We start from the raw sequence: 19973 nt of genomic DNA, 5'->3' as shown, positions 1-19973 counted from the left end.
CCATGCCGGAGACCTTCTGCCACGGCGACAGCTTCGCCACGCTCTGCCAGCGCTTCGGCGACCGCATCGCGATCGAGGACGCCGGCGGCACGATCACCTATCGCGCGCTCGGAGAAAGGGCAGCGGCACTCGGCTTCGCGTTGGGGGAGAAGGGCATCGCACCCGGCGAGCCGGTGGCGAGCTTCGTGCGCAACGGCATTCCGGCCGTCTGGACCAGCATCGGCATCGTCATGTCGGGGGCGGCGGAAGTCGCGCTCAATCCCGGCCTCGCCGATGCCGATCTGCGCCACTGCATCGCGCTCGCCGGCCTGCGCCACATCGTGACGACACGCGCGCAGGCGCCCCGGTTCGAGCGCATGGGCGCGCAGGTGCATGCGATCGAGAGCATCGGCACCGCCACATTCGGCACCGGCAGCTTTCCGCATGTCCGGCTCGACGACTGGGCCCGGATCGGCTTCACCTCGGGCACGACCGGTCCGCCGAAGGGCATCGTCACCAGCCAGGCCGGACGCTTCGCCGCCAACCTGCTGCAGCGGGCAGCGATGCCGCACAAGCCCGGCCCCGACAGCCGCCTGCTGCTGATGACGCCGTTTTCGCACGGCGCCGGGCTGCTGACCTATGCCTATCTCGACCTCGGCGGCGCGGTGACGCTGCTCGACGGCGTCGACACCGATGCCGTGCTCGGCATCCTCGAGCGGGGCGAGGCGGACGAGATGTTCGCGCCGCCGACCGTGCTCGCAAAGATCGTCGCGGCGGCGAAAGGGCGGTCGCTGTCCGGCCTCAAGACGATCTATTGCGGCACGGCGACGCTTTCGCCGACGCTCTATGCCCGCGCCCGTGCCATCTTCGGCCCGGTCATCCGCGTCACCTACGGCAAGACGGAGGTAGTCAACCCGATCACGGTGCTCGAGCCGCCCGAGACGGACGCCTGGTATGCCGAGGGCGGCGCCGACGCTGATGCCTGCGTCGGCTGGCCGGCGCCCGGGGTCGAGGTCGTGATCCGGTCGGACGATGGCCGCCGGGCGGCTTGCGGCGAGGTCGGCGAGATCCTGCTGCGTGCTCACCAGATGATGGCCGGCACGATCACCGCGGACGGGGGCTATGCGGCACTGCCGCCCGACGCGTTCCACGAGACCGGCGACCTTGGCTATCTCGACGAGCGTGGTCGCCTTCACCTCGTCGGGCGCAGCGCCAACATGATCAAGACCGGCGGTTACAAGGTCGCGCCCGAGGAGGTGGAGCGGCCACTCGCGGCGGCGCTCGGCGGAGGCGAGATCGTCGCCTTCGGCCTGCCCTCGGAATATTGGGGCGAGGTCATCGTCGCCGTCGCAGAGAATCCGCCGCCGGGCTGGGAGGACAGGCTATCGGGCACCATCGCGGCGATGACCGGCTACAAGCGCCCGCGCGCCTTGATCGCCCTCGACGAATTGCCGCGCAACGCCATGTTGAAGGTCAGCCACAAGGCGGTTCGGGAACGCGTGCTGGCGCAGTACGCGCTGCTCGACGGCCCTCATCCCAAACTGGTGGCGCGCTAAGCCAGCTTTCGACCGCCTCGCGCGGCCTCCGGTCATGGTGCCGGGCCGCGCTTGACAGCGGCTGCCGCTCCCTCCAATCTTATTTCATATAAAATGCATCATCGAATGTCTGGCCGCCGGCAACGCCGCCCGGGACGGCATCGAACAGAATGCAACATGGGAGGAGTGCTCGATGGTCTTCAAACGCGCCATTCGGAAAATCGCGTCGGCATCGCTGCTGATCGCAGGAATCGCGGCGGCGGCCTGTCCGGCCCTGGCTTCGGACAAGACCTTGCGCGCCGTGGTCAACGCGGACCTCAAGATCATCGACCCGACCTGGTCGACGGCCTACGTCACGATCCGGCACAGCTATCTCGTCTATGACAACCTGTTCGCGCTGAACTCGAAATTCGAGCCGAAGCCGCAGATGGTCGACAGCTACACCGTCAGCCCGGACCGCATGATCTACAGCTTCACGCTGCGGAAGGGCATGAAGTGGCATGACGGTACCCCGGTGACCGCGGCCGACTGCGTCGCCTCGCTCAAGCGCTGGGCGCAGCGCAACGCCATGGGCCAGCACATGACCCGGGCGATGGAAGGCTACGAGATCGTCGACGACCTCACCTTCCGGATCAAGCTCAAGGAGAAGTTCGGCCTCGTGCTGGAAGCCCTCGCCGGCGCCGAGGCGCCGGCCTTCATGATGCCCAAGCGCATCGCCGAGCAGCCGATCGACAAGCAGATCACCGACCCGATCGGTTCCGGCCCCTTCATCATGAAGCGCGACGAATGGCAGCCCGGCGCCAAGGCGGTCTATGTCCGCAACCCGGACTACATCCCGCGCAACGAGCCGGCCGACTATCTCGCCGGCGGCAAGGTCGCCAAGCTCGACCGCGTCGAGTGGCTCTACATCCCCGACAACAACACGACGCTCTCGGCGCTGCAGGCCGGCGAGATCGATTATTTCGAGGCGCCGCCGCTCGATTTCGTCCAGTTGATGAAGAGCGACCCGAACATCACCGTCCTCACCATCGACCTGCTCGGCGTCCAGATGATGGCGCGCCCGAACTCGCTGTTCCCGCCCTTCGACAACTATAAGGCGCGCCAGGCCCTGCTCTACCTGACGAACCAGGCGGAAGCGATGCAGGCCGTTGTCGGCGACCCGGACTACTACCTCAAGAGCTGCGTCACCTATTTCATGTGCGGTTCCGAGAACGAGACCAAGGCCGGTGTCGTCGGGCTGACCGTCGACATCGAGAAAGCCAAGGCGCTGTTCAAGGAGGCTGGCTACAAGGGCGAGCCGATCGTCGTCATGCTGCCGACCGACCGGCCGCAATACCAGGCCGCCGAAAACGTCCTGATCGCCGCGATGCGCAAGGCCGGCCTCAATGTCGACGTCCAGTCGCAGGACTGGGCGACGATCACCGCCCGGCGCGCCAAGAAGGACGCCCCGGACAAGGGCGGATGGAACCTGTTCGTCACCTCGCAGGGCGGGCCGGACCCCGCTTCGCCGCTGGCGAACATCTGGTTCAACTCGCAATGCGACAAGGCCAATATCGGCTGGGCCTGCGACGAGGAGTTGACGAAGCTGGTCTCGGCCTGGGCGCAGGAATCCGATCCTGCGAAGCGCCGCACCATGGTCGACGCCATCCAGACCCGCGCCTTCGTTTCCGTGCCCTATGTGAATCTGGGGCAATACGTCCAGCCGATCGCCTTCCGCTCGAACATCAAGGGCGTGCTGAAGGCCGGCGTGCCGGTCTACTGGAACATCGAGAAGCAGTGAGCGGACGGGGGCCGGCCGTCCGATGATCAACTTCGTCCTGCGAAAAATCGGCTCGACCGCCATCGTCATGATGGTGGTCGCAGTCATCGTCTTCGTGATGATCCGCGTCGGCCCGGGCGATCCGGCCGCGGTGATCGCGGGCGATCACGCCACCAGCGAGGATATCGATCGTATCCGCAGGAGCCTCGGCCTCGACGAGCCCATGCTCTACCAGTTCCTGCATTGGATCGGCCGGCTGCTCGGCGGCGATCTCGGGCAGTCGCTGTTCAGCCGCAAGCCGGTGCTGGAACTGATCGCCGGCCGCCTCGAACCGACACTGTCGCTGGCGGCGACCACGATGACCTTCGCCGTGTGCAGCGCGATCCCGCTCGGCATCGTCGCCGCCTGGCAGGTCGGCCGCTGGATCGACCGGGCCGTCATGGCGCTGGCGACCGTGGCCTTCTCCTTCCCGATCTTCATCATCGGCTACGGGCTGGTCTGGGGCTTCGCGCTGAAGCTGCGCTGGCTGCCGGTGCAGGGCTTCAGGCCCTTGTCGCAGGGGCCGGCGCCGTACCTGACCCATCTCGTGCTGCCGTCGCTGACGCTCGGCCTGGTCTTCATGGCGCTGCTGACGCGCATGACCCGCTCGACCATGATCGAGGTGCTCGGGGAAGATTACATCCGTACCGCCCGGTCGAAGGGCCTCAGCCAGCTCCCGATCCTGTTCAAGCACGCACTGCGCAACGCCGCGGTCCCGATCGTCACCACCATCGGCAGCGGCATCGCCCTGCTGATCGGCGGCGTCGTCGTCGCCGAGAGCGTCTTCGCCATTCCCGGCGTCGGCCGCCTGACCATCGAGGCCGTGACCCAGCGCGACTATCCCGTGATCCAGGGCGTGCTGCTGCTCGCGTCGCTCGCCTATGTCCTGATCAACCTTCTCGTGGACCTCAGCTACGGGCTGTTCGATCCGCGCATCAGGAGCATCCCCTGATGACCAGCGCCGATATCGCAACGCCCCGGCTGGCCTTCTCGCGCACGAAACGGCATTGGCTGCTGCGCGGCGCCCAGCGCCATGTCACGGTCGTGATCGGCGGCATGCTGATCACGCTGCTCGTCGGCACCGCGCTCCTCGCCCCCGTGCTGGCGACGCATGATCCGCTCGCGCTCAATGTCGCGCATCGGCTCCGCGCGCCCAGCGCCGAGCACTGGTTCGGCACGGACAATCTCGGTCGCGACGTCTTCAGCCGCACAGTCTATGGCGGGCGCATCTCGCTTCTCGTCGGCCTCGGGGTCGCCGCGCTGACCACGCTGATCGGCAGCGTTCTCGGCCTGCTCGCCGGCATGTATCGTTGGTTCGACAGCGTGATCATGCGGATCATGGACGGGCTCATGGCGATCCCGGCCATTCTGCTCGCCGTCGCCATGATGGCGCTGGCACGCCCGGGGCTGCTCACCGTCGTCATCGCCATCACCGTACCGGAGGTGCCCCGCATGGTCCGGCTGGTGCGCTCGGTCGTGCTGGTGATCCGCGAATTGCCCTATGTCGAGGCCGCGACCGCGATCGGCGCCCGCATGCCGCGCCTGCTGCTGCGCCACATCCTGCCCAACGCGCTGACGCCGATCATTATCCAGGCGACCTATGTCTGCGCCTCGGCCGTGCTGATCGAGTCCTATCTCGGCTTCCTCGGCGTCGGCATTCCCCCTGAGATTCCGAGTTGGGGCAACATCCTCTCCGACGGCCGCAGCTATGTGCAGCTCGCCTTCTGGATCATCTTCTTCCCCGGCATGTTCCTCGGCTTCATGGTGCTGGCGATCAACATGCTCGGCGACGGCCTGCGCGACATGCTCGATCCAAGATTAGCCCGGCGGTTCTGAGGGGGCCCTCAGGACTTGCGCCAGCACTCCGCCGCCCCGGTCGCAACCAGTTCCGCGATCTCCTGCGCGGAAAAGCCGCCGATCTCGCCGAGCACCCGCGCCGTGTCGGCCCCGACATGCGGCGCATCGGCGAAGATCGACAGCGGCACATCATCGAAACGGAACGGAAAGCCCTTGGCGAGGCGCCGGCCCGGCCCCTCGGCCAGCGCGTCCCGCCAGCTTTCGCCGCGCCGCGCCAGAACCTCGGCCCCGTCGAGTACCGGCGCAGCCGCGATCCCCCGTGCGGTCAGCATCCGCGCGGCCTCCTCGCGGCTCATCGCGGCGATCCTGCCCGCCAGCGCCGCCGTGTCGAGGCCATTTCGCGCCAGTGTCGCGACCTGCTCCGACGACAGGCTGAGCGCGACCCAACCGTCGCGCGCCCGAAAGCAATCCTGCAGCGCATAGGCATTCTCGGCATTGCCGCGGCGCGGTTGCGCGGGAGGGCTCACGAAAGCTTCGCCGACGAGGAAAGCGGTGAGCTCGCGCTGTGAGATATCGAGATGGGCGCCCTGCCCGGTCCGCCGGCGCTGGAGCCAGGCGGCGGCCACCATGCCGGCCGCGAAGATCGCCACGACCTGGTCGGGATAGTTCAGATCCTTGCCGGAAACGACGGGCCCGCCGCCGGCATAGCCGGTGAGCCAGGCGAGGCCGGCCATGGCCTCCAGCGTCGTGCCATAGGAGACGTAGCCCGCCTCCGGACCGCTCTCCCCCTGGCTCGACAGGGAGGCGAAGATCAAGCCGGCATTCACGGCCTTCAGAGCGGGATAGTCGATGCCGAGACGGGCCATCACGCCGCGTCGGAAATTCTCCACCACCACGTCGCACCGGGCTGCGAGCCGGACGAACGCCTCGCGCCCGGCCGGCTGCTTGAGGTCGATGCTGGCACCGATCTTGTTGCGGTTGGTGTAACGGAAGAAGGTCGGCAGATCGCTGTCGACGCCGCCCTCACCGCCCTGCCAGGCACGGAAGGGGTCGCGATAGCCCGGGGATTCGATCTTGATGACCTCGGCACCGAGATCGGCCAGCAGAGCGCTGGTCGCCGCGCCGGCCGTGATGATGCCGAGGTCGAGAACCCGGCAGCCGGTCAGCGGCAGGCTGCGCTTGCCCGGAAGCGGACGCGAAGGTGCCTCCCGTTTCGGCAAGGCGGGCGAACGGGCAAGCGGTGTTCCGTCGCCGCCGAAGGGCGGCACCGGGCCGGGCGCGAGCACCTCGCCATCCCAGAGCACGGGCAGGCGCGGCCTCGTCAGGACGGTGCGCCCTTCGCCGAAACGAACCGTCTGCATGAAATTCCGTGCCACGAGATGCGGATCCGCGATCAGCTCGGCCACGCTGGAGACCGGCCCGAGCGGCAGCCGCGCCGCCCGCGCCAGCGCATGAATCTCGCTCCGGGTGAGCCCGCGCAGATATTCCTCGACGATGCGGCCGATCTCGCCGGTGCGCCCGGCTCGCCCGGCAGCGGTCGCCAAGGCAGGATCGGCCAGGCGCCGATCGTCGCCGGCGAGCTTCCGCAGCGCCGGCCAGTCGGCATCCTGATAGACCAGCGCGACCCAGCCATCGGCGCAGCGCACCACCGGCCAGTCGCCCGACTGGCCCGAGCGATGCGGCACCGGCTCTCCGGCCGCTGCGCAGGCCACGCTTTTCCAGTTCAGCCAGATCGCCGTCTCGAGAAGGCTGACCTGCACCCGTTCCGGAACGCCCAAACCATCCTCGCCGCGCGCCGGCAGGCATAGCGCGGCGACCAGGCCCGTCAGCGCCGAGAGACCGGCCGAATAGGCGAGCTGATGTCCACCCAGCCGCAACGGCTCGCGGGCTGGATCGCCCACGATGTCGAGCAGGCCGCTCAAAGCCATGACGGTGAATTCGCTGGCCGGCGTCTCCGGCGGCACGAGCGGGCCGAGAAGAGAGACCGCGACCATCGCGCCGGGACGATGCGACCGCAGCCCCGTCGCCGCGGCCTGCGCGAGCGCGGGAGAAGCGGCATCGCCGAGAACCGCGTCGGCGGCGCTCAGAAACTGTGCGAGCGTCTCAGGCTGGCCCTCTTCGAGGGGACAGGATTGTTTGCCGGCATTGAGGAAGGCGAAGGACCCATCGCCGCCATCGGCGCGCAGTGGGTCGCCGCCGGCCGGTTCGAGCTTCAGTACCGTCGCGCCGAGATCGGCGGCCAGGCGCCCTGCGAACGCCACGGCCAGGCGCTCGCCGGGCCGGGCCGTCGGCCCGGCGCATTCGACGATGCGCAGGCCGGCCAGCGGGCGCGTCAAGACTGCCTGCCCTGGCCTGGATTCTTTTCGCCGGCGGCGAACCGGCCGAGACCGTCACGCCGGGCGCTGCTCCTCGCACGGATGCCGGCATTCACCGACAGGCCAAGCTCGAAGCCGCCCGCGAGATCGCTGATCTGTCCCGGAACCAGGCCGAGCGCCTTGCGGCTTTCCGCCAGCGCCGTGGTGTCGAACTGGCCGATCCGTCGCGCCAGCGCATCGGCCTCGTCCAGCAGGCGTGCCAGCGGCACGCTCTTGTTGACCATGCCCCAGCGCTCCGCCGTCCGGCCGTCGATGCGGCTCGCCGTCAGGATCATATAGGCGGCATGCTTGGGAAGGAGGCGCAACTGGGTCGCCGGTCCGGCCATGCCGGGATAGGTGCCGAAGCCCATCTCCGGCATGCCGATTTCGGCTTCGTCGGCCGCGATCGCCAGGTCGCAGACATGGATCAGCGAGCTGCCGCCGCCCAGCGCAAAGCCGTTCACGGCGGCGATGAACACGGCCGGATGCCGGTGGATGGCCAGCAGCACCGACATCCATTCGCGCTCCAGCGCCTCGCGGTCATAGTCGGTGCCGGCCGCCTCGGCCGCTGCCGCCTCCTTGAGGTCGACGCCGCTGCAGAAGCCGGGTCCGTTGCCGGTGAGCACCACGACCTTATGAGTGCCGTGAAGCTGCGCCAGCCGCGCCAGAAATGCCTTGCGCGCGGCGGAATTCATCGCGTTGCGCTTGTCGGGACGGTTGAAGCGCAGCAGCGCGTATGCACCCCGATCCTCGAGCTGGATCAGGTCGTCGCCTGCACCCGGAAACTCAATCACGCCGCGCCTCCCCAAGCGCGACCGGAGCAAGGCTGCAATCGCCGCCAGCGCATCCCGCCGCCACCGCGGCGAACCCGATCCTCCATGCGTCGTCCCTCCTCCGTCATGTCGGCGCCCGCCAACTTTTCGATATAATATGCATCATGCATTATAACGAGCAAGCGCATAGCCTGAGCGGAGCGCGCACGGCCGAGCAACGCGGCCTTTGCATGTCAGCGCCGGAGATGCGGGGATAAGATCATCGCTCTCGCAGGGACGCACGGAATTCGATTGCACCTGATGCGCCCCTGACGCAGTCTCGACATAATTTATAAAATGCAATATGAGGCAGCTCAGCGAACAAGACGCCCTATCCGACGATCGGCGGCATGGAACGAAGCAGGCGCCCCGACCCCACGGGCGCGAGCCGCTATCCCGGCGCCCTGATCGATGGCTGGATGGCGCCGAGCGGACGAGCCCTTCCGCAACCGGGTTGCGGACATCATCAACGCCATCGGGAGACGAGCATGAAGATCGCGGTTCTGGCGGGTGACGGCATCGGGCCGGAGGTGACGGCCGAGGCCGTCAGGGTCCTGAAGGCCGTCGTGGGGGATTCCGCCGCGCTGGAACTCGTCGAGGCACCGATCGGTCAGGCCGGCGTCGACGCTGCCGGCGACCCGCTGCCACAGGAGACGCTCGCTATCGCGAGGAAGGCGGACGCCATCCTCTTCGGCGCGGCAGGCGTTCCGGGCGACGAGCAGATTCCCTATGCGATGCGGCCCGGCGCCAGCCTGCTGCGCCTGCGCAAGCATCTCGACCTCTTCGCCAATTTCCGCCCGGCCATCATGTTCCCTCAGCTCGTCGGCGCCTCGACGCTGCGGCCGGAGGTGGTCGAGGGGCTCGACCTGCTGATCCTGCGCGAGCTCACCGGAGACATCTATTTCGGCGAGCCCCGCGGCTTCCGCACCTCCGCCTCCGGCGAGCGGCAGGGCTTCAACACGATGGTCTACTCGGAATCGGAGGTCGAGCGGATCGCCCATGTCGGCTTCCGGGCCGCGCGTGGACGCCGCCGCAAGCTCTGCTCCGTGGAAAAGGCGAACGTGCTCGAATGTTCGCAACTCTGGCGCGAGATCTTCATCCGCGTCGGCCAGGAATATCCGGACGTCGAGCTGACGCACATGTTCGTCGACGCCGCCAGCATGATGCTGATCCGCGCCCCTAAACAGTTCGACGTCGTCGTCACGGGCAACATCTTCGGCGACATTCTCTCGGATTGCGCAGCCATGCTAACCGGGTCGATCGGCATGCTGCCCTCCGCCTCGCTGGCCGGCGGGAGTTTCGGCCTCTACGAGCCCGTGCACGGAACCGCCCCCGACATTGCAGGCAAGGACATCGCCAACCCGCTTGCCGCCATCCTCTCCGTGGCGCTGATGCTGCGCTACTCCTTCGACCGCCCCGATCTCGACGAGAAGATCCAGGCCGCGGTCAGCACGGTGCTTTCGGACGGCTATCGCACCACCGACATTTTCGAGCCGGGTTCGCGCAAGGTCGGGACCAGGGAGATGGGCGATGCCGTGGTCGCAGCGATACGGAATCCTCCGCGCTGAGGTTCTCGACAATCCCTCGCTATAGTGTCGACAGATATATGAACCACCCCCTCAAAGGGCGAGCCGTCGAATCCACGAGAATGGCGCTATTAACCAGAAATATCGCCATCTGCCAGCGTTTCGAGCATCGAGGAAGCAAGATCGGAAGATCAAATCGCCACTTTCGCCGGATTCCTTGCGATTCCAAGCATTTAAATGTCGACAGTTATTGACTGACCCACATGGACCATGAGAACGTCGCAGCACAATCGACCCGGCGGGAACGAACCGGAAGAACAAGGGAGGACAACATGAAGACGACCGCGTCTCTGGCCCTGGTCATAGCTCTCGCCATAGGGCTTTCCAGCACCGCTCAAGCGGAACGCCTTCGCTATGGCGATTATATGCCGCAAGGAGCCAACGAGTATTCCCGCACCGCCGAATGGATGGGTAACGAGATCAACAAGCGGGCGGCCGGCAAACATACGGTCACCATGCTGTGGGGCGGCACCGTCGCGAAAGTCGGCGAAATGCCGACGGCCGTCGAGAACCGAGTCATCGACATGGGCCCGCTCGTCACCCCCTATTTCCCCGACCAGTTCCCGATCAACAACGCCATTCCCTTCTTCTGGCCCCAACCGAAAACGCAGGCTCAGCTCGGCGCGCTCATGCTGAAATGGCATGACAAATATCCCGCCTTCGCCGACGAGCTCGCCAAGTTCAAGCTCAAGCTGGTCAGCGTCCGCCCCCTGCCCAGCTATGGCCTTATCTGCAACAAGCCCGTGCGGAGCATGGCCGATTTCAAGGGCCTGCGCATCCGCTCCTACGGCATCGCACTACCCGCGATGCTCGAGGCGATCGGCGCCGTGCCCGTCTCGATGGCCGATGTCGACGGCTACGAAGCGCTCAGCAACGGCATTCTCGACTGCTCGCCCGGCGATCCGCCTCTGACGGTCGGTTGGAAATGGACCGATGTCGCCAAATATTACATCGACGTCCCGATGGGTGCCTCCTGGGGCCACATCTTCGTGATGAATCTCGACAGATACAACGCCCTGCCGCCGGATTTGAAAAAGATCATCGACGACATGAAGCAGGACTATTTGGCGGAGTTCCTCTCGACTTACGAGAAGTCGATCAAGGACACGCTCGCCGATTGGAAGGCAAACGGCAAGGTCGAGGTCATCAAGATTCCCGAAGCCGAATTCACCAAGGCGACGCTGGAAAACCCAAAGGTTCAGGCCGTACGCGATAGCTGGATCAAGCGCGCGACGGCGGCGGGGATGCCCGAGGCCGACGCCAGACAAGTCGTCGAGGACATCACCCAATAATCCGCTGCGAACGGCGCGGCGACAGATCCGACCCAGATGGAACCCGCCGCCCGCAGCGCGGGCGGCCCCAACCGAATGACCGCGATGCCAGTCGCACCGGCCAGAGGGAGACCTCTTTCGTGAAGCACCACATGCTGGCGGCCCGACGCCTGATGGGCCGCATACTTTACGCCGCATCGCTGGCCGCCGGCGTCATCACCTTCGCCATGATGTGGCTGATCGACGCCAACGCCTTGTCGCGAAAGGTCTTCAACGCGCCCGTTCCGGCCGGCGTCGAGCTGACCCAATCCCTTCTTACCTTCGCGATCATGCTGCCTTTCGGCTACGTCCTGTACCGGCGCGAACATGTGAACACGATCTTTCTCACCTCGAATTTTCCGCGATCGGTCACGCGCTGGCTGCACGCCTTCTGGATGAGCACCGGCTGCATCGTCTTCGCAGCCGTCACCTACGGCACGTTCCTGTTCGCCTTGCGCTCCTACCATATGAACGAGCAGGTCTGGGGGGCGACCATTCGCTTCCCGCTCTATCCGGCCAAATTCGCGGTTTCGCTCGGCACCGCGCTGATTGCGATCCAGTTTGCGCTCGACGCCGTCCTGTCTCTGGTCACCGGTGACGACGGCGACCTGTCCGCGGCGGACCCCGATCCCGAAAAGGCCCTCCTCCATGTCTGATGTCGCCATCGGCTTCAGCGGCATCGCCGTCCTGCTGGGCTCCATCTTCCTCGGCGCTCCCATCATGCTGGCGCTGACGACCACCGGCTTTGTCGGACTGATCCTGCTCACCGCTCTGGGGCCGGCGCTGTCCATCCTTGGAACGATCTATTTCGACACCGTCAACTCGTTCCATTTCAGCGTCATCCCGATGTTCCTCCTGATGGGTTTCTTCGCCATGCAGGCAGGCATCGGCAACGACCTCTTCGACGCCTGCACCAAGTGGCTCGGCCGGTTGCCGGGCGGCCTGGCGGTCGCCACCACCGGCGCCGCGGCCTCCTTCGGCGCCGCATCGGGATCGAGCGTCGGCTCGGCCATGCTGTTCACCAAGCTCGCCCTGCCCGAAATGGCGGCGCGCGGCTATAATCGCGGCTTCGCCGCAGCCTGCATCGCCATCGCCGGCACGCTCGCCGTCCTGATCCCGCCCAGCGCCCTGATGGTCGTCTACGGCATCCTGACCAACTCCTCGATCGGCGAATTGCTGATCGCCGGCATCATTCCCGGCATCATCTTCTCAGCCCTGATCGGATTGACGATTCTCGCCGTCGCCACGCTCCGCCCGGCCTATGCACCCAGGCTCGACAAGCGCTATTCGTTGCGGGAGAAGCTCTGGTCGCTGCGCCTGATCATTCCGCTCTTCATCGTCATCCTGGTGATGATCGGAGGGCTCTACGGCGGCTATTTCACACCGACCGAAGCAGGCGGCATCGGCGCCGTCGTGACCTTTATCATGGCCGTGATCCGCAATCGCGGCCTTAAGCCCCGCATCCTTGTTCAAACGCTGCTCGAAACGGTCAACCTGACGGCGATGATCTTCGCGATCATCATCGGAGGCCTGCTCTTCGCGCGCTTCCTGGCGTTGAGCGGCGTCTCGGACGAGATCAAGAGCCTCCTGACGGATAACGGCCTCGATGTCTGGGTCGTCCTGCTGATCGTGACGGTGATCTACCTGATCTTCGGCATGCTGATGGATGCTCCCTCGCTCCTGGCGATCTCGCTTCCGATCACCCATCCGGTGATGATGAGCCTCGGCTTCGACCCGCTCTGGTTCGGCGTCTACGTCATCGTCCTGGCCGAGATCGGGGCCATCACGCCGCCGGTCGGCATGAACTGTTTCGTCGTCAAGGGGGCTGCCGGGGACCTCGTCCGCCTGGAGGAGATATTCCGCGGGCTCTGGCCGTTCATCGCCACCTGCGCGCTGATGCTTCTGCTGCTGGTGCTGTTCCCGCAGATGGCGACCTATCTTCCGATGTCGATGCGCTGACGGAGTGTCGTGATGAAGGCCGTACGGGTCCACGCCTATGGCGGGCCGGAGCAACTCCGCTATGAGGACATCGCGATCGGCGCTCCCGCCCCGGGCGAGGCGCTTATCCGGCATAGCGCCATCGGGCTGAACTTCGCCGATCTGCACAATCGGGCCGGGCGTTATCCCCTGCCCCACTTGCCCCATGTGCTCGGCGGCGAGGCAGCGGGCGTCGTCGCGGCCATCGGGCCGGGCGTGACGGCCGTGTCCGTCGGCGACCGCGTCGCCTATGCCGCCGGCGGTCCCGACTTCGCTCCCGGCGCCTACGCCGAAGAACGGCTCTTCCCGGCCGACAGGCTGATCCGCATCCCCGACGAGATCGACGATATCGTAGCCGGAGCGCTCTTCACCAAGGGCATCACGGCCCAATATCTGCTCAAGGCCGTGCATGCTGTCCGGCCGGGAGAAACCATCCTCGTCCATGCCGCGGCAGGCGGCGTCGGTTCCTTCATGACCCAATGGGCCCGCCATCTCGGCGCGCGCGTCATCGGCATCGTCTCCTCGGCCGAGAAGGCGGCGCTCGCGCGCGAGAACGGCTGCCACCATGTCCTGCTCGGCAGCGATCCCGAGACCCCCCGCCAGGTGCGGGCCTTGACGGCGGGAGAAGGGGTCCCGGTCGTCTACGATTCCGTGGGCAAGGATACGTTCGACGCTTCACTCGCCTGCCTGCGGCCGCGCGGCCTTCTCGTCTCCTTCGGCTCGGCGTCGGGGAACATTCCGCCTTTCGACCTCTTCACCCTCAACAGCCGGGGATCGCTTTTCGTCACCAGCGCAGCCTTCGCCTGGTTTGTCCGCGACCGCAACGAACTGCTCATGCGCGCCGCCGATGTGCTGGACGTCGTGCTGCGGGGAGCGGTCAAGGTCCATGTCGGCGCCACCATGCCGTTGAGCGAAGCCGCCGAGGCTCACCGGGCGCTGGAAGCTCGTCGCACCCTCGGCGCCACCGTCCTGATCCCCTGAACGATGAAGGCGGATTCCGGATCGGCCGGAGGCGGCAACGACTGGCTTGCGCCTCTGCTGATGACACTCGCGGTCCAGTCCGCCTGCTCGTTCCTGATCCGCCTGCCGCCGGTGGTGGCGCCCATCCTGTTCATGGACCGGGGTATCGACAGTTCGGCCATCGGCTATCTCGCCGGCATCGGCATGGTGGGCTCGATGACGTTCCTGCTGATGGGCGCGCTGCTGATGGCGCGGGTCGGATCGGTCCGCACGCTCCAGCTCGGCCTGGTCGGCGGAGCGCTCGGCGTCGTCCTGATCGCGATCCCCTCGCCCGCCCTGCTCATCGCGGGCGTCTTCCTGATGGGGCTGGGATACGGCCCTTCCGTACCGGCCAGCAGCGACATCCTGCGGCGCGCCGCGCCGCGGGATCGGCAGACGCTGCTCTTCTCGGTCAAGCAATCGGGCGTGCCGATCGGCGGCATGCTCGGCGGGGCGCTGCTGCCGCCGCTGATCGGGCTCGGCGGGCTCGCGGCCTGTCTCGTCGCCTCGGGCATCGTCGCGCTGGCGATCGCCGCCTGCATCGAGCCCGTCCGCAAGCACATCGAGCCGGAGGAGGCTGGCGGAGCCCCGCTGACGCTGCGCAGCTTTCTCTCGGCCGACAACCTGACGGTGCCCATCCGGGTCCTGCTCGGCACCGGCGGCCTCGTCCGCCTGTCGCTCAGCGGGCTGACGCTCGCGATCAGCCAGGGCGTCTGGCTCGCCTTCCTCGTCACGATCCTCGTCGAGAAGCTGGGCCTGAGCCTCGTCGCCGCCGGGACGCTGTTCGCGATCATGCAGGCCGCCGGCATCATCGGCCGGATCGCGCTCGGCTGGGTCTCCGACCGGATCGGCTCCGCCGCCGTGACGCTGAAGGCCGCCATCGCGCTCTCGGCGATCTGCACCCTGATCCTCGCGCTGATCGGACCGGGCACCTCCTGGCCTCTGCTCGTGATGCTCGCCCTCGTGGCCGGCGCGACGGTGACCGGCTGGAACGGGGTGCAGGTCGCGGAGGTGGCGCGTCTTTCGCCTCCCGGCCGCGTCAGGGAAGCCTCGGCCGGCGCGACGCTGCTGCTCTTCTCAGGCTATGTCGTCGGCCCTGCGCTCTTCGCGCTCGCGGTGAAAAGCAGCGGCGACTATACGGCCCCGCTGCTCGCCGTCGCGGCGCTGACGGCGGCTTCCATCCTGCTTCCTGGCGGCGCCAGGCCGCGGGGCTCGCTCACGCCTCTGGAGCCAGATGGCTCTCGAGCGCCGCCAGCGCATTGATGTGGTTGGACTGGATCAGCGCGGCCGCGAGCTGCGCATCGCGATCCTCATAGGCGGCGATCAGCCGGGCGTGATCGTCATAGGAGCGCGCCATCCGGCCCGGGCGCGCCAGGCTGAGCCGGCGTAGCCGCGCCGTGCGCAGCAGCAGTGAATCGAGGATGCGCTTCACCGTCAGATTACCGGCGAGCTGGGTGTTCAGCTCGTAGAAATCGACATTGGCCCAGACGAAGGCGTTGAAGTCGCCTGCCCGGTAAGCCAGCTCCATGTCCCGGAAGCCGGCCCTCAGCCGATCCAGCCCCTTCTGGTCGATCGAGCGCGCGGTCTCGGCGGCGACCATCGCGAAAAGCGTCGCCCTGGCGCGGTAGATTTCGCGGATCTCGTCGAGGCCTGGCGAGGCGACGCGCGGCCGCTTGCGCGGCGGCACGTCGACCAGCCCCTCCTTTTCGAGCAGCATCAGCGCTTCGCGGATCGGCGTCCGGCTGGTGCGGTAGCGCTTCGAGAGTTCGACCGAATTGAGGTCGTCGCCGGGCTGCCTGATCCCCTCGATGATCTCGGCGCCGACTTCGATCGCGATGCGCGAGACCAGCGACGGCCGGTCGTGACGCTCGGCGACGATACGCTGCACGAGAGCCTGGGCATGCGCCAGGGAGCGGCTGTCGATCTGGGCCTGCGTGGCTGCAGCCAGTTCCACCTGCGTTGCTATGACTCACCTCCCCGGAAGCATCGTCCCGACCCTACCAGCCCGAAAGTGCGGGCGGAAGCCGAGGAGCCGCCTCCGGTTGCGGCTCAGCCTTCGATGTCGACCAGGAAGCGGCCGTCCTCGATCCGCTTGACCCCGTCGACATAGAGCGTCGGGTGCAGGATCACGCCGTCCATATGGATCTTGGAGAAGATCGAGCCGCCGACATCGACATTGGTGCCGAGGCCGAAATGCATCGTCCCCATGATGTTCTTGTCCTCGCGCTGAATGCCGCGGATCACGGCCTTCGCGTTAACGCCGACCGAGGCTTCGGCCGGGCACATATAGGCGTTCTCGTCGCCATAGGCTTCGAGGAAGTCGCGCAGGATCCGGGCATCGGCGCCGCCGTCGATCTGGACCACCCGGCCCTTCCTGACGGTCAGCTCGATCGGGGTCGAAAGCCGGCCGAGATGATGCATCGTCAGGTCGATGACCAGCTTGCCCTCGGCGGTGCCTTCGTGCGGGGCGACGTTGAACTCCCCGGTCGGGTACAGGTAATAGTAGAGCTTGCCGGCAGGGCGGTTCTCGTCCTTCTGGAAGTTGATGATCTTGTAGGGATCGTAATCCGGCTTCGGCAGCGGCGGAATCCAGATCTGGCCGTCGACGCTGTAGGTGAAGTCGGTGCCGTAGCGCGAGGTGACGCGGCAGGTCTTCGCGCCCGCCCCGAAGACGCGCTCGCCGACATAATGCTTGCGCACGGCGATCTGGCGCATGTCGTCGGCGATGGCGCCGGACTGCAGCCATTCGAGCTGCATGCCGCCATCCAGGCAGATCGAGGGAATGCCGGCCTCCATCGAGCGCAGGCTCGCGGCGCAATGCAGCATCCCCGTCGATGCGATGAGGATGTTGGCATCCGACTTCATCATCGCCTCGCAGACGGCCGCCGGCGGATCGTAGTAGTCGGCCGGCCGCCGCTCGAAGAGCGTGACCGTCGTATCGGCACCGATCTCCTGCAGAATGCTCATCACCGCCTGCCAGACCCGCGGATCGTGCGCCGTGTCCGAGAGCACGAGCACCTTGTCGCCCGCCTTGATGTTGCGCACGAGCGGGCGACGCAGATGCTCCATGCTTCCCGTCATGAGTGAACCTGCCGACATTTCCGCTCTCCCTGGCCTGTGCAGGATTGCCACTCCGCCATTAATGTCGACAGCCAATCATATTGTGTACTGTTAGTGAAGCAAAATTGAGCATTAACCGACATAAGTGTGGACATTTATACAAACAGCGTCGAGGCGCAGCGCAAAGAAAGACGCCTCGCGCATCGCTTGGGCGAACGATGCGCGAAGAGCTGGAAGGTGCGCGGAAAAGCAGGAGACGGAAGGTAGCTTAAGCCCAAAGCGCCTTCGGCATCGGCAGGCCGTCATAAGCCTTCGGGTCGATCGGCCGCGCGACCGCGACGCCGAAGCCGTCAAGCACATGGTTAAGCTGGCGCGTATGCTGCGCCGAATGCCAGGTGCCGCGTTCGAGGATCTGGTGCAGCGGCTGCTCGCCGTAATAGGTGGCGATCAGCTTCTGTCCGGTCTGGTCGCTGCGCGCCCACCATTGCCGGTGCTGCTCGACGACGCCGCGGCCGAAGTCGAGGATCTGCTCGACCGTGGTCAGGTGGTCATAGATCGCGTTGTCGTAGTCGCGCGAATCGAGCGTGCGCCCCTCGGTCATCGCCATCACGCCCTCGGGAACCTGGAAGATGTGATAGGCGAGGTTGCAGACCGTGCGAGGGCGCCTGGCGATCGGGAACTCCGGCAGCCGCTCCGGCGGGATCTGCGCGATCAGGCCGAGCGCGGTGTCGAGGAAATACTGCCAGCGCTCGTAAAGCGCGGCTGGAGCCAGGCGCTGGACGTCGCGCGTCTTGCCGACGAATTTCGCGACATCCTCCAGCGACTGCGTGAAGAGGATCTCGTCGCCCTTGATCAGGACCGGCACGGCGCGGATACCGCGGCGGGTCAGTTCCGCGAGGCCTTCCTCGTCGTCGAGGATGTTGACGGAGTCGAAGTCGACCGCCATCTCGGTCAGCAGTTCCTTGACCCTGACGCAGCTCGAACAGCCGGGCTGCCAGAAGAAGCGGAATCGGTCGGCGCTCGGCGCCTGCGCTTTGCCTGAAGTCATCAGCCTTCTCCTTCGCTGTGGAAACAAACGCCCCCTGTGCGAAAAGGCCCTCCGCATGATCGCGCGGAAGGCCTGCAGCGGATCAAGCCAGCCAGACTTCCGCCAGATCCTGGTAGAGCATGTGGGTCGGCGACATGGTCCAACCCTTCACGGCGTCCTGCATCACCACGATGCGGCGCCACCACAGGATCGGCACCGTATATGCCTGCTCCATGGTCCGGGCCTCGAAGGCGCGCACCAGCTTGCGGCGCTCGGCCTTGTCGTTCGTCGCGCCCTGCCTGGCATAGAGGTCGTCGAGCTCGGGATCGTTGAACTTCGGCGCAGCGATCGGCCATTTCTCGGCCGACAGGAACTTCGGCAGTCCGGTGGTCGGGTCGTCGGTGTAGTCGGTGTAGCTGTCCATGACGACGTCGAAATTGTCGCCGCCGATCGAGGCGTACCAAGCCGCCGTCTCGGCATCGTGGTTCTCGACCGTCACGCCGATCTGGCGCCATTGGTCGATCAGGTAGATGCCTGCGGTGATGTAGGGCTCGATGGCGCGGTTGAGGAGCTGGATCTTCAGGTTCTCGGCACCCGCTTCCTTGAGCAGCCGCTTGGCCTCGGCGCGGTTCGCCGCCATGTCCTTGCCGAAGCCCGGCAGCTTCTCGAGTTCGGCTTCCGTCGCCGCCCACTGACCGCCCGGCATCATCACGCCGCCGATATCGCGCAGCACCGAGATGCGGCCGAGCGAGCGCGAAGCGCTCCAGCGATCGATCGCCAGCGAGAGCGCCCGGCGCACGCGTGGGTCGTCGAAGGGCTTGCGCTTGGGGTTGAAGCTGATGTCCTGATGGAGCAGCCAGCCTCCTTCCTGGACCTTCGCGTCGGCGCCCATGCCCTTGATCAGGCGATCGCGCTCCGCCGGCGAGAACCCGCGGAACTCCGCCTGGATCTGCTTGCCGACCAACGCGTTGACCGTCGCGGCCGGCGACATGGTGATGGCACGGAAGCCATCCAGGAACGGATAGCCCTGACGGAAATACTTCTCGAAACGTTTGCCGACCCAATGCGAGCCCGCGACGTGCTCGACAAACTCGAACGGCCCCGTGCCCATCACGTTGCGGATCGGCCAGGCGGGATCCTTTTCCAGCCGCGCGGCGCTGTAGATCGCGTTCCAGGGCGAGGCGGCGACCTCGTCGATGAAGGAGGAGGAGACCGCCGACATCTTGAAGACCACGGTCTGGGGATCCGGCGTTTCGATGCTGCCGACCTTGCCTAGCGAAGCCTGCCGCGACGACACCACGCCCTTGGGCGGGTTGCGGATGCGCTCGTAGCTCGCCTTGACATCGGCAGAAGTCATGGGCGTGCCGTCATGGAACAGCACGCCCGAGCGCAATTTGAAGGTGTGGGTCAGCCCATCGGGAGCGCTGGTCCAGCTTTCAGCGAGATCGCCGACGATCTCGGGATAGGCGCCGCCCTTGTAGCGCAGCAGCGTCGAGTAATGCGGTGCCACCCGCTGCATGACCGCGAAGGTCTGCGAGCCATGCAGGTCGTAGGTCGGCGGCTCGGCAGCGATGGCGAAGGACAGGATGCCGCCCCGCTTGGGCGTCTCCTGCGCGAAAGCCTGCGGCCCCGCAGCCATCAGCGCCATGCCCGCCGCACCGGATTGCAGCACGGCCCGGCGGCTCGGCCGGAATGCGGATAGATCGGTCATGATGGGTCTCCTCCTCTTGTTTTCTTAT

General features: G+C 66.5%; 16 protein-coding genes. 10 read left to right on the top strand and 6 right to left on the bottom strand.

Features of this window, described 5'->3' with window-relative positions; translation table 11 throughout:
• Nucleotides 1-2: 2 nt before the first annotated feature.
• The 4 genes from ACWH43_RS01935 (at nt 3) to ACWH43_RS01920 (ending at nt 5148) form a co-directional block, all read left to right on the top strand.
• On the top strand, nt 3-1535 hold the full coding sequence (locus tag ACWH43_RS01935; protein WP_158443946.1) for a class I adenylate-forming enzyme family protein: 1533 nt from the start codon (nt 3-5) through the stop codon (nt 1533-1535).
• 172 nt (nt 1536-1707) lie between these two features.
• Nucleotides 1708-3294, top strand: a complete 1587-nt coding sequence (locus ACWH43_RS01930; RefSeq protein ID WP_158443945.1) for an ABC transporter substrate-binding protein — start codon at nt 1708-1710, stop codon at nt 3292-3294.
• 22 nt (nt 3295-3316) lie between these two features.
• Nucleotides 3317-4264, top strand: coding sequence for an ABC transporter permease (locus ACWH43_RS01925; RefSeq protein ID WP_260349342.1), 948 nt, complete (start codon nt 3317-3319; stop codon nt 4262-4264).
• On the top strand, nt 4264-5148 hold the full coding sequence (locus tag ACWH43_RS01920; RefSeq protein WP_158443944.1) for an ABC transporter permease: 885 nt from the start codon (nt 4264-4266) through the stop codon (nt 5146-5148). The genes ACWH43_RS01925 and ACWH43_RS01920 overlap by 1 nt, the downstream gene beginning before the upstream one ends.
• Nucleotides 5149-5156: 8 nt before the next feature.
• Here ACWH43_RS01920 and ACWH43_RS01915 read toward each other — a convergent pair whose 3' ends face one another.
• Together ACWH43_RS01915 and ACWH43_RS01910 are read right to left on the bottom strand one after the other, a co-directional pair.
• Complete coding sequence (locus tag ACWH43_RS01915) at nt 5157-7445, bottom strand: CaiB/BaiF CoA-transferase family protein (protein ID WP_158443943.1); 2289 nt, start codon at nt 7443-7445, stop codon at nt 5157-5159.
• A complete protein-coding gene (locus ACWH43_RS01910; protein ID WP_158443942.1) occupies nt 7442-8257 on the bottom strand; it encodes an enoyl-CoA hydratase/isomerase family protein in 816 nt (271 codons plus the stop codon). The genes ACWH43_RS01915 and ACWH43_RS01910 overlap by 4 nt, the downstream gene beginning before the upstream one ends.
• A gap of 506 nt (nt 8258-8763) precedes the next feature.
• Here ACWH43_RS01910 and leuB point away from each other — a divergent pair.
• From leuB to ACWH43_RS01880, 6 genes are all read left to right on the top strand, one after another.
• On the top strand, nt 8764-9843 hold the full coding sequence (leuB, locus tag ACWH43_RS01905) for a 3-isopropylmalate dehydrogenase (RefSeq protein ID WP_158443941.1): 1080 nt from the start codon (nt 8764-8766) through the stop codon (nt 9841-9843).
• A gap of 290 nt (nt 9844-10133) precedes the next feature.
• Nucleotides 10134-11153: a TRAP transporter substrate-binding protein DctP gene (dctP, locus tag ACWH43_RS01900; protein WP_260349341.1), complete on the top strand. Its 1020-nt coding sequence runs from the start codon at nt 10134-10136 to the stop codon at nt 11151-11153.
• A 119-nt stretch (nt 11154-11272) separates the two neighbouring features.
• Nucleotides 11273-11827, top strand: coding sequence for a TRAP transporter small permease subunit (locus ACWH43_RS01895; RefSeq protein ID WP_158443939.1), 555 nt, complete (start codon nt 11273-11275; stop codon nt 11825-11827).
• Nucleotides 11820-13130, top strand: a complete 1311-nt coding sequence (locus tag ACWH43_RS01890) for a TRAP transporter large permease (RefSeq protein WP_158443938.1) — start codon at nt 11820-11822, stop codon at nt 13128-13130. The genes ACWH43_RS01895 and ACWH43_RS01890 overlap by 8 nt, the downstream gene beginning before the upstream one ends.
• Nucleotides 13131-13139: 9 nt before the next feature.
• Nucleotides 13140-14129 carry a quinone oxidoreductase family protein gene (locus ACWH43_RS01885; RefSeq protein WP_260349340.1) on the top strand — a complete coding sequence of 330 codons (990 nt, stop codon included), beginning with the start codon at nt 13140-13142 and terminating at the stop codon, nt 14127-14129.
• 60 nt (nt 14130-14189) lie between these two features.
• Nucleotides 14190-15410, top strand: coding sequence for an MFS transporter (locus ACWH43_RS01880; protein WP_260349339.1), 1221 nt, complete (start codon nt 14190-14192; stop codon nt 15408-15410).
• Here the strand turns inward: ACWH43_RS01880 and ACWH43_RS01875 are convergent.
• The 4 genes from ACWH43_RS01875 to ACWH43_RS01860 all read right to left on the bottom strand — a co-directional run bounded on the left by ACWH43_RS01875 (nt 15364) and on the right by ACWH43_RS01860 (nt 19945).
• A complete protein-coding gene (locus tag ACWH43_RS01875; protein WP_260349338.1) occupies nt 15364-16101 on the bottom strand; it encodes a GntR family transcriptional regulator in 738 nt (245 codons plus the stop codon). The genes ACWH43_RS01880 and ACWH43_RS01875 overlap by 47 nt on opposite strands.
• 95 nt (nt 16102-16196) lie before the next feature.
• Complete coding sequence (locus tag ACWH43_RS01870; protein WP_260349337.1) at nt 16197-17216, bottom strand: aminopeptidase; 1020 nt, start codon at nt 17214-17216, stop codon at nt 16197-16199.
• 259 nt (nt 17217-17475) lie between these two features.
• Nucleotides 17476-18255, bottom strand: a complete 780-nt coding sequence (locus tag ACWH43_RS01865) for a glutaredoxin family protein (protein ID WP_260349336.1) — start codon at nt 18253-18255, stop codon at nt 17476-17478.
• Between the two features lie 82 nt (nt 18256-18337).
• On the bottom strand, nt 18338-19945 hold the full coding sequence (locus tag ACWH43_RS01860; RefSeq protein WP_260349335.1) for an ABC transporter substrate-binding protein: 1608 nt from the start codon (nt 19943-19945) through the stop codon (nt 18338-18340).
• Nucleotides 19946-19973: the final 28 nt, after the last annotated feature.

The sequence above is a fragment of the Allobosea minatitlanensis genome (assembly GCF_964020775.1).
This window is presented reverse-complemented; position numbering and strand designations above follow the sequence as displayed.